The following is a 13,940-nucleotide window of genomic DNA, read 5'->3' as shown; positions in this document are numbered from 1 at the left end:
CCCGGATCCACCGATAGGGGCGGGTCGGCTGATGGGTTCGGTTGCGGCCGTTGATGGGCTGTCGGGGCGTGGGTGATCGCCCGACCGATGTGTCGGGTTGTTCCACTGGGTCTTTCGGGTCGGGGCCGGGGGTGGCCGGGCGGATTAGGTGACCTGGGGTCTTCGATGCCGGGTGTGGGTGAAGAGTTGGTTCCATTCGGATTCCCAGGGCCAGCGCCGCGGCAGGTGCAGGGTAAGGCGGCGGGCCGAGGACGCGATCCGCGCCGGGACCGAGATCAGGGTCCGGCGGATGGTGGCGGTCGTCGCCCGCACCAGGCGGGCCCCGGTGAGGGTGGCGGCGGCGCGGGTGAGATTGAACGCCATCACCGCAAGCACCAGCCAGGCACTATTGGCGGCGAACCGCCCCGACGGCAGGTGCGCGAGCGCGGAGTTCTTCAGGTCGGCGTGGACCTGCTCGATGATCGCGTGCCCGCGGTGGATCTTGTCCGCGGCCACGGTGTCCAGGACGGCGGGGTCGGTGGTGGTGAAGAACGCGTGGAACCGCCAGGCGTCGAACAACGTGCCCTGACCATCGGTGTGTTCCCGCAGGTCGGGGATGCGGCGCACCACCAACCGGCCCGGTGTCCGCTCGGAGGCGAGGCGGGTGAACGCGGTGAAGTCGATCTCGGCGACCTCGGCGCGGGAGATCCACCGGCCGGCCTGTTCGTCGTAGACGGCGTCGGTGTATTCGATCGGGGTCCACGCATCCTCGTCGATGGCGGCGATCGCCGCCTTCACCGTCGCGGTCATCCGCACCGTGACCGAGACGTCGGCGCCGGAGCGCAGTGCCGCGGACACGGTCGGGTGCCCGTAGAAGGCCGAGTCGGCCCGCACCAGCACAGACCCCGGTGACAGCTGCGGGCGCAGGCGGCCGAGTGTGGCGAGGGCGTCGCTGACCATCCGGGATGCCCCGCGTGGGGATCCGCAGCCGCCGCGGCGCAGGCGTTGGCCGACGATCACCGGTGCCCGCCCGTCGGTGGTGGCGGTGGCGATCAGCGCGTTCAACCCCCGGACCCCCGTATATCCGTAGCCCGAACCCTGCTTGGCGTGCCCGTGCACCGGGACGATGGTGTCGTCGAGGTCGACGAGGATCCGCCCACCGACTTCGGGCCCACCGACCAGCGGTGTTCGTTCGGCCAGGCCTTGCAGGAATCGGGCGGCGACGGCGTCGAGTTGGCGGACGTGCCCGAAGGAGAACGTCCGCAGGAAGGAGCCCAGCGTCGACGGGGCGTACGGGTGGTCGAATACCGTGGGCATGGCGCCGTGCCGCAGCAGCGCCATGTCGTCGATGCTGTCGGCGCCGGCGACCATGCCCGCTACCAGTGCGGTCACCTTCCGGCCCGCGTGTGCGCCCTTGTCGGTGGGCAGCGTCAGATGCTCGTCTGCCAGGTCATCGAGGCCGCAGTCCTGAGCCAACCCCAGGACCGGGATCAGTCCGGCCGCGGCGAGGAGATTGCGGTCGTCGAACGCCGAGGCCGTCACCGGGTGGGTGTGGGATAGTTGCACCCTAGAGATGCCCTTCGTGTCGATCGAACTGGTTCTGTGAGAAGTCCAATTCTTTCAGCACGCAAGGGCATCTCGCCGTTTCGACTCACCTACCCCGCACCACATCGGTGGATCCGGGCTTAACGTCGGGCGGTTAACAAGTACTCACGGGCGGCGGAGCCGCAGGCGTCGAGCAGGGTCAGGGCGAGGGCCAGCGCACCGTCGACGGCCGCCCGGTCTGCGGCGGGCGCGGCGCTGGCCGCGGCGAACTCGGCCTGATGGTTGACGGCAGGCGCGGAGTCGATTCCGATGTAGGGGTGGATCGCGGGAATCACCTGCGAGACGTTGCCCATGTCGGTGGAGGCCCGGTTCATCAGCGAGTCCGCGCCGGTGCGGAACACGCGGCCCAGCCCCTCCGCGTGCCGGACGTACGACGCGAGCAGCGCTTCGTCGGTGCGGAACTCCGAGTACGGTTCGCTTTCCGGGGCGATGGTGAGTTCACAGCCGGTTGCGATGGCGCCGGCCTCGAAGCAGCGGGCCACGCGGGGTTCGATGCGGGCCAACTCCTCCAGCGTTTCCGCGCGCACGTACCAGCGACCTTCGGTGCGCTGGGGAATGGCGTTGGGCGCCTCTCCCCCGCGGGTCATCATCCCGTGCACTCGCGTGCTCGACGGAAGCTGTTGCCGGAGAAGCCCGATGGCAACCTGCGCCACCGTGAACGCGTCGGCCGCGTTGACGCCCCGCTCCGGGTACGCGGCGGCGTGTGCCGCCTTGCCGTCGTACCGGATGTGGCTGTGGGACACCGCGTACGGTTCGGCCCGGGCGACGTCGACCGGGCCGGGGTGGGCCATGACGGCGGCGTGGACGCCCTCGAACGCTCCGCGTTCGAGCATGTCGATCTTGCCGCCCCCGCCTTCCTCGGCGGGGGTGCCGAGCACCGACAGGGTGATGCCGAGGTCGTCGACGAGCGGGGCGAGAGCCAGCGCCGTCCCCACCGAGATGGCGGAGATGACGTTGTGCCCGCACGCGTGCCCGAGCCCGGGGAGCGCGTCGTATTCCGCGCAGACCGCGAGGTGCAGCGGTCCGGAACCGACGTGCGCGCGGAACGCGGTGGGCAGTCCGACGTACTGTTGCTCCACCGTGAAACCGGCGTCCGACAGCACCCCGGCCACCCGGACGCACGAGCGTTCCTCCTCCCACGCGACCTCGGGGTGGGCGTGGAGGTCGTGCGACAGAGCCAGGATCCGGTCTTCCGCCCTCCTGGCTCCGTCACGAACCGCGGCGTCGGCGCTCACAGGTCCCCCGGCACGCCGTAGGACGGGGCGGCCGTCGGGTCGACACCCCGCACCCGGTAGTCCCGCTTCTGCGGTTCCCACACCGTCCACAGCCGGCGCAGTTCGCCGACCGGGTCGTCGTGCCAGTCGACGCGCAGATCGGTGACGGGCCAGGGCACGTCCTCGACCACCTGGATTCCCGCCGAGTGCACGGGCCCCGCTTCCCCGCCGGCGGTGAGGGCCGCGGTGAGTCCGTCGAGCAGTCTGCCCTCGAACGTCGGGGCCGCGCTCGACACGTAGCCGAACAGCAGCGATCGGATGACGCCTTCGTCGCGGAGCATGTTGCCGGCGACGGCGGCGCCGCTGCCCTGCGCACTGCTGTGGATGCCCAACGTCTGCGCGCCCGAGTGCACGGCCGTGCCGCCATCCGCATCGACGATGACGACCTGGCGGTACTCCGGGAACTTCTCTTGCGCAAGTGCGCTTTTCAGTGCGGTGTCCGCATTCGCACCCGACGCGAGTGCGTCGAGACCGATCGGCCCCAGCTGCGGATTGGTCACGTTCTGGGAGGCGACGACACCGACCCCGGACCGCACGTGCAGGCAGCGTGCGGCCACGGCGGGGCTGGAGGAGCAGACGACCATCCCGAACGCGCCCCCGGGATCACGGGCGACGAGTGAGAACGTCATGAGCTGATCACAGCCGTCGCGTCGATCTCGACGAGCCATTCGGGCCGGGCGAGGGCGTCGACGACGATGCCGGTGGACACCGGATGCACACCTGTCAGCCAGCGTCCGACCACCCGGTAGACGGTCTCCCGGTACCGGACGTCCACCAGGTAGATGGTGACCTTGACGACGTCCTCCAGCCGGCTGCCCGATTCCTTCAGCAGCATCGCGATGTTCGCCATCGCCTTCTCGGCCTGGGCCTCGACGTCGCCGATTCCCACCGACTCCCGGGTGTCGAGGTCCTGTCCGATCTGCCCGCGGAGATACACGACTCCGCCGGCGACGACCGCTTGCGCGAGGTCGTTGTCGAGGTTCTGTTCCGGGTACGTGTCGCGGGTGTTGAACGGGCGGATGCGGGTGTGGGTGGTCATGCCGCACCTCCGTCGACGTTGTCCGACAGCCCCGCTGCGGCCTTGACCAGCCCGAGCGGCCCGTCGAAGTCGAAGTTGCGGTAGACGGCGGCGAGCTGCGCGAACGGCGGTGACTGGGCGAAGAGCTGGAACGTCAGGCGATGTCCCGCGTAGTCGCTGTTGAGCAGGTCGCGGGCGAACGCGAGAAGCTTGCGACGGTCGTCGGCCACCCAGTTGTCGTTGATGGAGTAGAACTTCTCCAGCCACGGCGCGACGTCGGGGTCGGCGAACGTGGCGGCGTCCGGGGTGATGCAGATCTGGCCGCCGCACAGCTCGCGGGCGATGTGCATCATCGCGGGCAGCTGGCTGAGCGCCATCACCCGGCCGGTGTAGAGCAGGGACTGGTTGGGCATGAGCAGGCCACCCGGGCTGGGCTCGGCGAGTGAGATGGCCGCGGTGAGGTGGGCGTTGATCGTCTCCCGGTAGCAGGCGAGCTGGGCGAGCTTCTCCTGCACCGCCTGCTGCTTCTCGAGCCCGCTCTGCTTGACGTTCCACAATGCGGATCCGATCATCAGATCGGCGAGGTGCAGCGTGCGTTGCACGAACGGGAACGCGCTGTAGCGGTGCAGGGTGGAGCGGATGAACGTGGCCGCCCGGGTGTGCCGGTAGAACAGGACGTCTTCCCAGGGGATCTCGACGTTGTCGAACACGACGAGGGACTCCACCTCGTCGACCCGGTTGGCGAGCGGGTAGTCGGCGGACGGCGCGCGGCCGGCGAACCCGTTGCGGGAAATGTACTTCAGCCCCGGCGCGCCCATGTCGAGCACGAATCCGACGGCGTAGTCGGACAGTTCGCTGTTTCCCCAGTTGGCGATGGTGGGTTTGGTGAACGCCTGGTTGGAGTAGGCGGCGGCGGTCTCGTACTTCGCGCCGCGCACGACGATGCCGTTGTCGGTCTCCTTCACGACGTGCAGGAGCATGTCGGGGTCCTGATCCTGCGGCGCCTTGGACCGGTCGCCCTTGGGGTCCGTGTTGGCCGACACGTGGAACGGGTCCTCCCGGACCGACCGGTCCAGGTGGCGTCGGATGTTCTCCGAGAAGCGCGGGTCGACCTCGTTGAGGACGTCCTGACCGTCGAACAGCGACCACATCTCGCCGATGGTCTCGTCACCGACGCGGGTGACCACGCCCCGGGTGTCCTCGAGGACCAGGTCGACGGCGGCGCGCTTGTCGAGCCAGTCCTGCTGCGTGCGGGGGAGCTTGTTGGCGATGGCGTTGCGTTCGCCGGATTCGGGGTCGACGTAGGTCATCGCGTCCTGCGTGGCCTCGTCGTGCGCGAGGTCGTAGATGCGTGCCCGCACGTCGACGATCGGCTTGAACATGGGGTGGTCGGCCACGTCCTTGACGCGTTCCCCGTCGACCCAGACCTCGCGGCCGTCCCTGATGGACTCCCTGTATTCGTCTCCGGTGCGGATCATTTCGTGCTCCTGGTCCTCGGCGCGGGGTGTGCGTCCGGGTAGTCGGGGAAGGTGGAAGGTTCGAATGCTGCAGGCTTGCTGTAGGTGTGGGAGGCGTACACGAGCGGTTCGCCGGGGTGTGCCTCCACCGCGGCGACGCGTCCGATGTAGACGCGGTGGGTACCGGCCTCGATGACGTCGTGGACGGTGCAGTCGAACGACGCGATCGCGTCGTGGACGCGGGGTGAGCCGGATTCGGCCACGGTCCAGTGCCCGCAGGTGAAGTCCCACCGCTGCTTGCCCGGCCAGGGCCGGCCGGCGAAGGTGTCGGCGACGTGATCATGCTGGGTGGCAAGCACATTGACGCAGAAGACACCGTTCCCGGAAATCGCGTCGTTGACCGGGCTTCGTCCGTGCAGGCAGACCAGCACCAGCGCCGGGTCGGCCGAGACGGAGCACATCGCACTCACGGTCTGGGCGGCGCGACCGCCGGGACCGTCGGTCGCGACGACGGTGACTCCGGTCGCGACAGCGCTCATGGCCATGACGAAGTTCGCGGTCGAGTTGTCCGGCATCGGTGAGGCCACCGATGTTCGGGCCGTCGTTTCGACGGCTGGGTGACGGTCAGCGATCGGCATGACGGGCTCCTTTCTGTGTGCGGTGAGCGAGGAGTTCGTGCCGTTGCACCAATCTTGAGGTCCCCGGTGAAATCTGTACAACACAGATAAGTGGCGTACTGCATAAGGAAAAGTGATGAACTGGGAACCGATGTCGATCACGGGGTCGACCAGGGATAATTCCCTACATCAGCCGATGCGGACGGGGACGATCATGACGCCACTGCAACGCTATATCGCCGAAGAGATCGCGATCGATCATGCCGACGGGCTGCTGTCCCGCCGCGAAGCGTTGCGCAGACTCGGACTCATCGGCCTCGGCGTGGCGGCGGCGTCCTCGTTGCTCGCCGCCTGTTCCACCGACAGCGACGAGTCGCCGACCTCGGCGCCGGTGACACCCGGCGGAGCGACGCCCCCGCCACCGGGATCGGCCGACGCCGTCGAGACCGAAGCGGTGACGTTCCCCGGCCCGGACGGCCGCGTCCTGCAGGGTGCGTGGGCCGACGCCGCCACACCTCGCGGAGCGGTCCTCGTCATACACGAGAACAAGGGCCTGACCGACCACATCCGTTCGGTGGCGGGACGATTCGCGGGCGCCGGCTACTCCGCGCTCGCCCTCGACCTGCTCTCGGAAGAGGGCGGGACCGCGACGTTCACCGATCAGGCGCAGGCCACCGCCGCGCTGGCCACCGTGCCGCCGGCACGCTTCGTCGCCGACATGAAGGCCGGAATCGACGAACTCGGGCGGCGGGTGCCGGACGAGAAGATGGCGGCGGTGGGGTTCTGCTTCGGCGGCGGGATGGTGTGGCAACTCCTCGCGTCCGGTGAGCCGCGGCTGGCGGCGGCGGTCCCCTTCTACGGTCCCCTGCCCGAGGGCGCCGACTTCTCCGGGTCGAAGGCCGCGGTCCTCGCCATCTACGCGGAACTGGACGCCCGGGTGAACGCGTCCCGCGACGCCGCGGCCGCCGCACTCGCGAAGGCGGGGCTACCGCACGAGATCGTCACGGTTCCGGGTGCCGATCACGCGTTCTTCAACGACACCGGGCCCCGCTACAACGCGACCGCGGCAGCCGAGGCCTACGAACGTGTCCTCGCCTGGTTCGGCGAATACCTGGGGTGAGGCGGGCGCATCAGCAGTGCGGCCACGAGGAAGCAGACGGCGCCCACGAACGTGCCCAGATCGGCGACCGCCGCGTTCTTCAGCGCGTCGGTGCCGGGCACGATGTACGCGCCGACCGCGGACACACCGAACGCCACCGACCCGATCATGTTCAGCCAGGTGCTGCGCCAGTTGCGGGCATGCGGATCCCACAGCTTGTCGGTTTCGGTGGTGGCCACCACCGCCAGACCGCTGGCGACGAGGAACGCCGTCGACCCGAAGAGGTCGGGACTCCACCCCCACACCCGGTCCTGTTCGACGGTGAGGCTCTGGATCAGCACGACCCCGGTACTCACGTTGAACAGCAGGGTGCCGACGAACTGGATCAGCGCCGCCCACCAGTCGTAGCGTTCGACCGTCGCGGATTCCTCCCCGGGCACCGGCCTGCCGCTGAGCCGCAACTGGATGAATCCAGCGGTCGTGAAGAACAGCGATCCGACGAAGTAGGTGATGTTGTCGATCTCGGGGCCGACCGCCTGCCCGTACACCCGCGTGGCCGCCATCCCGAACAGGAAGGAGCCGATGACGAATCCCCAGGACTCCCGGCGCAGCCGGAGCGTTCGGCGAGGTGCGGACGAGGTGTGGTCACTCGACACCGTGACGTCACCCCCTCACCGGTCGGCAGGGTCTCAGACTCTCCGAAGACACGTACCGGGTCAAGGTCGGAGGCCGAAATTCGGCTGCGCGTCCACGTGGGGTGTGCCAGTGTCGGGACATGACGACGACCACCGCCGGCATCACGATCAGAACGGCGACCGAACAGGACTGGCCGAAGATCACCCTGCTCAACGAGATCTGCTTCGTGACACCGCAGAACGAGGAGTTCACCGCCCACTGGAGGCAACTCGTCAGCGGCGCGCCGCCGATCATCGCGGTCGACGAGGACGCGGTGGTCGGCGCCACCATGGACATCCCCATGACCGTCACCGTTCCCGGTGGCGAGGGCGTTCCCGCGGCGGGCGTCACCGCGGTGACGGTCGCGCCCACCCATCGACGCCGCGGTCTCCTTCGCGCGCTCTACGCCGAACATCACGACCGCATCCGGACGTCGGGGGTCCCGCTGTCGCTCCTCACGGCCAGTGAGGGCGGGATCTACGGACGCTTCGGGTACGGGCCCGCAACCATCGAGACCACGTCGAGCATCGACCGCCGATTCGCCGTGCCGCACCCGAAGGCACCGGATCCGGGTGGTGTGCGGATGGTCCATCCGGCGGAGGCCCGGGCCGCGTTCACCGACGTCTACGACCGCTGGCAACGGGTGACCCCGGGGGCGCAGGTGCGGCCCGAGATCGTGTGGAATCGGATCTTCGCCGACCGTGAGAGCGAGCGCGGCGGCGGCACAAGCCTGTTCGGGCTCGTGCACGACGGCGGTTACGTGCTCTGCCGTCGCGTGTCCGGCGACAACGGAACCGTCGCCCGGGTGGAGGAGATCCGCACGGTCACGCGGGACGCGCACGCCGCGGTGTGGCGGGCACTGCTCGGCCTGGACCTCGTGCGGCGCATCGAAGCGCACCTCACCCCCGAGGACCCACTGCCGTATCTGCTGACCGACGGCCGGCTGGTGCGCACCACGTCGCGTCACGACGAGCTGTGGGTCCGGATCATGGACGTGCCCGCCGCGCTCGAGGCCCGCAGGTACCGAACAGACTTCGACGTCGTGATCCAGGTCGACGACGGATTTTTGGACGCCGGCGGGCGGTTCGCGCTGACCGTGCGGGACGGCACCGCGATGTGCACCCCGACCGACTCCACCCCGCAGGTGGTGCTCGACCTGGACGTCCTGGGCAGCCTGTATCTCGGCGCCCACCGGGCACGCACGTTCGCGGCCGCGAACCGGCTGCAGGCCGCGGACCCCGGCGTCCTCGACCGTGTCGATCACGCCTTCGGCGCCGACCGCGACGCCCAGATGGGGTGGCCGTTCTAGCGGGCCGAACCCGCCTGTTTCGCGAACACGGCCCGCGCCCGTTCGGCGACGGCCCGGGCCCGCGCCGTGCTCCGCACACCTTTCAGCCGGGCGAGTACCACGGGGAGGCCGGGAACGTCGTCGGCGATGGGCAGCGTCGCGACCCGTCCGCCGTCGTAGGTTCGGCCTTCGGCGGGCCGCTGGTTGAGGATCGAGAAGCCGTGGCCGCGGGCGACGAGTCCGCGCACCGTTTCGTAGCTCGCGGACCGGTACCGGACCACCGGCGTGACCCCCGCCGCCGACAGCATCGCCAGGAAGTAGTCGCGGCTGCTCGGCAGGTCCAGCAACACCATGGGTTCGCCCTCGAGGTCGGCGAGGGTGATCGCGTCGTGTCCGGCCAGCCGGTGGTCCGGCGGAAGGATGACGTGCGGCCTGGCAACGCCGAGCGTCTCCGTCTCCATGTCGTCGCCCAGCCCGAGGTCGTAGGTCAGGGCCAGTTCTGCGGTGCCGTTGCGCAGCGCCGCCCGCACCGCCTCCGCCTGCGTCTCGACGACCTCGACCTCCAGGTCGGGGTGCTGATCGCGCAGGTCCGAGATCAGCGTCGGGAGGATGAACGGGGTGAGGGTGACGAAGCAGGCCAGGCGCACCGTTCCCCGCACGTTGTCCTCGTGACCGCGGGCCGCGTCGAGAACCTCACCGAGGTGGGCGAGGACGCTGCGGGTGTCGCGGAGCATCTCCTCCCCCGCCGCGGTGAGGACCAGTCCGCGGGACCGTTGCCGGATGAAGAGCTGGGTGCCGATCTGATGCTCGAGTTGGGAGATCGCCGAGGAGACCGCCGACTGCGCGACCATCAGTTCGTCGGCGGCCTTCGTCATGCTGGAGAAGTTCGCGGCCTCGACGAAATACCTCAGTTGGGTGAACGTCACGTCGGGTCGTCGTTGCATGCGCTCTCCTCGGGATCTGAGGCCACCAGGATTGCAGGTCTCCGACCGGGGAGCCACCCACGACACACGCGGCGGACGCGACACCGTCAGCGGATGTCGGCGTTCACGAGGTCGGGATCCGGCTGCGATCCGGGGCCGTCTTCCCGGGTGGGGCGCGGGCCACTCGCGGACCGCACGGATGTGCCGCGCACGTATCCGACGGCGCCGAGTAGCGCGAGCACGGCCAGCGTCCCGAGCGTGAACAGTTCGAACGTCCCCTGGCTCACTCCCCAGATCTCCTCGAAGTCGTAGTCCAGGCCGAACACCGATTCCAGGGTGCCCGGGAAGACCGCCACCCAGGAGCCGAGCAGCACCCACGCGAAGCACAGGATGCCGAGGACGCGGAAGCCCGCGTTTCCGGTGGGAACCCGGAAAGGCCGCACGACGTCCGGGAAACGCGTGCGCAGGCGGACCGCCGAGGGGATGACGATCAGGTAGCTGAGCAGGAACGTCGAGATCGAGATGGTGAGCACGACCGCGAAGATGGAGCCGCCGGAGCCGGTGATCTGCATGGCGGCGACCATGAAGACGGTGGCGACGAGTCCGGACAGGAAGTTGACGCGCACCGGCGTTCCGAGACGCGGATGGAAACGGCCGAAGAATCCACCGAAGAACGCACCGTCGGCCGCGGCCATCGCCTGCATGCGGTCGCTGATGATCATCCACGCCGCACCCTGGGTCATCAGGATCACCGCGAAGATCACCCCGGTCACGGTCAGCATGGCGGGTGCGGCGGGACCGTAGACGCTGTACACGGTCGCGACCGCCTCGAGGAGTCCGCCGACGCCGGTGATGTCGTCCGCGGGTACGACGAGCAGGATGGCGAAGATCGGCAGCAGGTACGACGCGGCGGCGATGGCGCAGGCGCGGGCGATCGAGATCGGGACGTCGCGGGCGGGGTTCTTCATTTCCCCGGCGGCGCTGTTGCCGGATTCGAAACCGAGGTAGGAGAACAGCAGCAGCGGCGTCACACCGAGGAGCCCGGTCAGGGTAGGGCTGAAGTCGCCCGCGGAGATGCCGGCGAAGCCGTTCTTCGCGGCGTAGATGCCGGTAGTGACGAGGAAGAACAGCAGGAAGACGATCTTGAGGAACGCACCGACCGTCGGAATCCACTTGCCGCGAGCCAGACTCACGACGGCCGCGAGCACCGTCAGCCAGATGAAGACCAGTTTGAACAGGTAGTCCGTCACCGATCCTTCCTCGAACGCGGTGACGTAGTGGTTCCAGGTCTCCGCGGCGATGAACGCCATGGACCCGCCGACCCACACGGGCTGGGTCACCCACGTCAGCAGCGATGCGAGGGCGGCGAGGGGCCGGCCGAACGCTCTCCGGACCCACACGTAGACCCCGCCCTCGCCGGTGAACGTGCTGCCGATCTCGGCGAAGATGAGGCCGTACGGCAGCAGGAAGAACACCGCGAGAACCAGTGCCCACGTGAACGTCTCCGCGCCGAAGGTGGAGACCTGACCGAGAACCTCGACCGACACCACCGCCGCGACGATGAGGAAGACGATGTCGAAACGGCCGAGTGACTTCTTGAGATGTTGCGTCTGTTCGTCCGCCAGGGCGGTGGGGGTGTTGTCGCTCATCGATCGTGCCTCTCACGTTGCAGTGATGCCGGTCACTACTCTCGTCCGGACCCGGCAAATCTGTACAGCACAAAGATCCGGGGTACTGCATCAGTTCTCCAGATGCGGATGCCGCCGGGTTGGCATCTGAATAACTGATGTAGTGGCACGGAAAGATCCTGTTGACTGTTGTGGTCGCGCGGACCGACGATTCTGGCACTGCACGAACCGAACAGCGTGAGGAACCCACCGTGCGTGATCCGCGATACGACATCCTTTTCGAACCGGTCAAGATCGGACCGGTCACCGCCCGCAACAGATTCTTCCAAGTCCCGCACTGCAACGGCATGGGCTACCGCGACCCCTCCGGGGAGGCGTACATGCGGCGCGTCAAGGCCGAGGGCGGCTGGGCCGTCGTCTGCACCGAGCAGGTCGAGATCCACCCCACCTCGGACATCGGCCCGTTCATCGAACTGCGCCTGTGGGACGACCAGGACCTGCCCGCCCTGACCCGAATCTCCGAGAAGATTCACGAGGGCGGCTCCCTCGCCGGCATCGAGCTCGCCCACAACGGCCTGAACAGTCCCAACCTGATCAGCCGCGAGACCCCGCTCGGCCCGCAGAATCTGCCCGTCGTCTCCTGGAACTACGACCCCGTCCAGGCCAGGGCGATGACCAAGTCGGACATCGCCGACCTCCGGCACTGGCACAAGGAGGCGGTGCGCCGGTCGCTGAAGGCCGAATACGACATCGTCTACGTCTACGCCGGGCACGCGATCGGCGGCCTGCACCACTTCCTGTCCCGCCGGTACAACAACCGGACGGACGAGTACGGCGGCAGCCTGACCAACCGGGTTCGCCTGCTCCGCGAGATCCTCGAGGATTCACGCGAGGTCGCCGACGGGAAGGCCGCCGTGGCGTGCCGCATCTCGGTCGACGAACTCCTCGGCGACGAGGGGATCACCCGCAGCGAGATCGAGGACGTGATCGGCCTGCTCGGCGAGACCCCCGATCTGTGGGACTTCGTGCTGGGCAGCTGGGAGGACGACTCCGTCACGTCGCGATTCGGTCCCGAGGCGGAGCAGGAACCATACGTACGCGGTCTGAAACAGCTCACCACGAAACCCGTCGTCGGCGTCGGCCGCTTCACCTCGCCCGACACGATGCTGCACCAGGTCAAGAGCGGAATCCTCGACTTCATCGGGGCGGCCCGCCCCTCGATCGCCGACCCGTACCTTCCCCGCAAGATCGAGGAGGGGAACCTCGAGGACATCCGGGAGTGCATCGGCTGCAACATCTGCGTGTCCGGCGACTTCACCATGTCGCCGATCCGCTGCACCCAGAACCCGACGATGGGCGAGGAGTTCCGGCGCGGCTGGCACCCGGAGCGAATCAAGGTGCGCTCGACCGATTCGAACGTCCTCGTCGTCGGCGCCGGCCCCGCCGGACTCGAGGCGGCCCGCGCGCTCGGGCAACGCGGCTACCACGTCAGCCTCGCCGAGGCGAGCAGGCAACTCGGCGGCCGCGTGATCCGCGAGTCCAAGCTTCCCGGACTGTCCGCGTGGATCCGCGTGGTCGACTACCGCGAACAGCAACTCCGCAAGCTCCCCGACGTGGACGTGTTCATGGAGAGCGAGATGACCGCCGACGACGTCATCGAGAACGACTTCCACCACGTGGTCGTCGCGACGGGCTCGCACTGGCGCCGCGACGGCGTCGGCCGGTGGCACACCCACGCCGTCCCCGTCGACGAGCACGCCGACGTCCTGACCCCCGACGACGTGATGGCGGGGCTCCGCCCCCGGGGCAACAAGGTCGTGCTCTTCGACGACGACCACTACTACCTCGGTGCGGTCGTCGCCGAACTCCTCGCCAAGGAGGGATTCGACGTCACCCTGATCACGCCGGCCGCGCACGTGTCGCAGTGGACGACGAACACCATGGAAGTGGTCCGAATCCGCAAGCGAATCATCAAGGCCGGTGTGCACGTTCAGGTGAACCGCGCCGTCACCGCGGTCACCCCCCAGGGCGTCCGCACCGTGTGCGCGTTCACCGGCGACGAGCAGTTCGTCGAGGCGGACAGCGTCGTCCTCGTCACCGCCCGACTCCCACACGACGAGTTGTCCCACGAACTGCAGTCCCGCGAATCCGAATGGGCCGGCGCCGACCTGCGCAGTGTCCGCGGCATCGGCGACGCCTGGGCGCCGTCCACCATCGCGGCGGCGGTCTGGTCCGGGCACCGGTACGCCGAGGAACTCGACGAACCACCCGCCCCGGGTCCGGTCGCCTTCCGACGAGAAGTCACCGGACTGTCCATCGAACCCGTCGGGAAATTCTCCGTCCCCCCGCTCGCCAACGCACAGAACTGAGGAACACC

General features: G+C 68.7%; 12 protein-coding genes. 3 read left to right on the top strand and 9 right to left on the bottom strand.

Annotated features, from left to right (window positions below):
• Positions 1 to 144: 144 nt before the first annotated feature.
• The 6 genes from ACNJ7E_RS34510 to ACNJ7E_RS34485 all read right to left on the bottom strand — a co-directional run bounded on the left by ACNJ7E_RS34510 (position 145) and on the right by ACNJ7E_RS34485 (position 5,971).
• On the bottom strand, positions 145 to 1,545 hold the full coding sequence (locus ACNJ7E_RS34510; protein ID WP_418339895.1) for an IS1380-like element ISRop1 family transposase: 1,401 nt from the start codon (positions 1,543 to 1,545) through the stop codon (positions 145 to 147).
• Between the two features lie 119 nt (positions 1,546 to 1,664).
• Positions 1,665 to 2,819 (bottom strand): M20 family metallopeptidase, encoded by a 1,155-nt coding sequence (locus ACNJ7E_RS34505; protein WP_418341997.1) that lies wholly within the window; start codon positions 2,817 to 2,819, stop codon positions 1,665 to 1,667.
• Positions 2,816 to 3,487 (bottom strand): DUF1028 domain-containing protein, encoded by a 672-nt coding sequence (locus ACNJ7E_RS34500; protein ID WP_418341996.1) that lies wholly within the window; start codon positions 3,485 to 3,487, stop codon positions 2,816 to 2,818. The genes ACNJ7E_RS34505 and ACNJ7E_RS34500 overlap by 4 nt, the downstream gene beginning before the upstream one ends.
• Complete coding sequence (locus ACNJ7E_RS34495) at positions 3,484 to 3,897, bottom strand: RidA family protein (protein ID WP_418341995.1); 414 nt, start codon at positions 3,895 to 3,897, stop codon at positions 3,484 to 3,486. Before ACNJ7E_RS34495 ends, ACNJ7E_RS34500 begins: the two co-directional genes overlap by 4 nt.
• On the bottom strand, positions 3,894 to 5,354 hold the full coding sequence (locus ACNJ7E_RS34490) for a 4-hydroxyphenylacetate 3-hydroxylase family protein (RefSeq protein WP_280782071.1): 1,461 nt from the start codon (positions 5,352 to 5,354) through the stop codon (positions 3,894 to 3,896). The genes ACNJ7E_RS34495 and ACNJ7E_RS34490 overlap by 4 nt, the downstream gene beginning before the upstream one ends.
• Positions 5,351 to 5,971, bottom strand: coding sequence for a flavin reductase family protein (locus ACNJ7E_RS34485; RefSeq protein WP_418341994.1), 621 nt, complete (start codon positions 5,969 to 5,971; stop codon positions 5,351 to 5,353). Before ACNJ7E_RS34485 ends, ACNJ7E_RS34490 begins: the two co-directional genes overlap by 4 nt.
• A 193-nt stretch (positions 5,972 to 6,164) precedes the next feature.
• Here ACNJ7E_RS34485 and ACNJ7E_RS34480 point away from each other — a divergent pair, with 193 nt between their 5' ends.
• A complete protein-coding gene (locus ACNJ7E_RS34480) occupies positions 6,165 to 7,070 on the top strand; it encodes a dienelactone hydrolase family protein (RefSeq protein WP_418341993.1) in 906 nt (301 codons plus the stop codon).
• On the opposite strand, the gene ACNJ7E_RS34475 is transcribed toward ACNJ7E_RS34480, so the two are convergent.
• The gene (locus ACNJ7E_RS34475; RefSeq protein ID WP_247253758.1) at positions 7,028 to 7,705 is read right to left on the bottom strand and encodes a hypothetical protein; all 678 of its coding nucleotides are present in this window, start codon (positions 7,703 to 7,705) and stop codon (positions 7,028 to 7,030) included. The genes ACNJ7E_RS34480 and ACNJ7E_RS34475 overlap by 43 nt on opposite strands.
• Positions 7,706 to 7,824: 119 nt before the next feature.
• Between ACNJ7E_RS34475 and ACNJ7E_RS34470 the strand changes: the two genes are divergently transcribed.
• The gene (locus tag ACNJ7E_RS34470) at positions 7,825 to 9,033 is read left to right on the top strand and encodes an enhanced intracellular survival protein Eis (protein ID WP_418341992.1); all 1,209 of its coding nucleotides are present in this window, start codon (positions 7,825 to 7,827) and stop codon (positions 9,031 to 9,033) included.
• On the opposite strand, the gene ACNJ7E_RS34465 is transcribed toward ACNJ7E_RS34470, so the two are convergent.
• Complete coding sequence (locus ACNJ7E_RS34465; protein WP_280782075.1) at positions 9,030 to 9,956, bottom strand: LysR family transcriptional regulator; 927 nt, start codon at positions 9,954 to 9,956, stop codon at positions 9,030 to 9,032. The two genes, ACNJ7E_RS34470 and ACNJ7E_RS34465, sit on opposite strands and share 4 nt — an antisense overlap.
• Positions 9,957 to 10,042: 86 nt before the next feature.
• Complete coding sequence (locus ACNJ7E_RS34460) at positions 10,043 to 11,584, bottom strand: APC family permease (RefSeq protein ID WP_280782076.1); 1,542 nt, start codon at positions 11,582 to 11,584, stop codon at positions 10,043 to 10,045.
• 230 nt (positions 11,585 to 11,814) lie between these two features.
• Between ACNJ7E_RS34460 and ACNJ7E_RS34455 the strand changes: the two genes are divergently transcribed.
• A complete protein-coding gene (locus ACNJ7E_RS34455) occupies positions 11,815 to 13,932 on the top strand; it encodes an oxidoreductase (RefSeq protein ID WP_418341991.1) in 2,118 nt (705 codons plus the stop codon).
• Positions 13,933 to 13,940 lie beyond the last annotated feature (8 nt).

Origin of the sequence: Rhodococcus mengyinensis (assembly GCF_048381435.1) — a bacterium.
Lineage (GTDB): Bacteria > Actinomycetota > Actinomycetes > Mycobacteriales > Mycobacteriaceae > Rhodococcus_F > Rhodococcus_F opacus_D.
This window is presented reverse-complemented; position numbering and strand designations above follow the sequence as displayed.

Bases quoted from the DNA above. Each gene is read 5' to 3' on its own strand.
- ACNJ7E_RS34470 (WP_418341992.1), top strand. From the start codon at position 7,825: ATGACGACGACCACCGCCGGCATCACGATCAGAACGGCGACCGAACAG.
- ACNJ7E_RS34460 (WP_280782076.1), bottom strand. From the start codon at position 11,584: ATGAGCGACAACACCCCCACCGCCCTGGCGGACGAACAGACGCAACAT.
- ACNJ7E_RS34500 (WP_418341996.1), bottom strand. From the start codon at position 3,487: ATGACGTTCTCACTCGTCGCCCGTGATCCCGGGGGCGCGTTCGGGATG.
- ACNJ7E_RS34485 (WP_418341994.1), bottom strand. From the start codon at position 5,971: ATGCCGATCGCTGACCGTCACCCAGCCGTCGAAACGACGGCCCGAACA.
- ACNJ7E_RS34465 (WP_280782075.1), bottom strand. From the start codon at position 9,956: ATGCAACGACGACCCGACGTGACGTTCACCCAACTGAGGTATTTCGTC.
- ACNJ7E_RS34480 (WP_418341993.1), top strand. From the start codon at position 6,165: ATGACGCCACTGCAACGCTATATCGCCGAAGAGATCGCGATCGATCAT.
- ACNJ7E_RS34490 (WP_280782071.1), bottom strand. From the start codon at position 5,354: ATGATCCGCACCGGAGACGAATACAGGGAGTCCATCAGGGACGGCCGC.
- ACNJ7E_RS34495 (WP_418341995.1), bottom strand. From the start codon at position 3,897: ATGACCACCCACACCCGCATCCGCCCGTTCAACACCCGCGACACGTAC.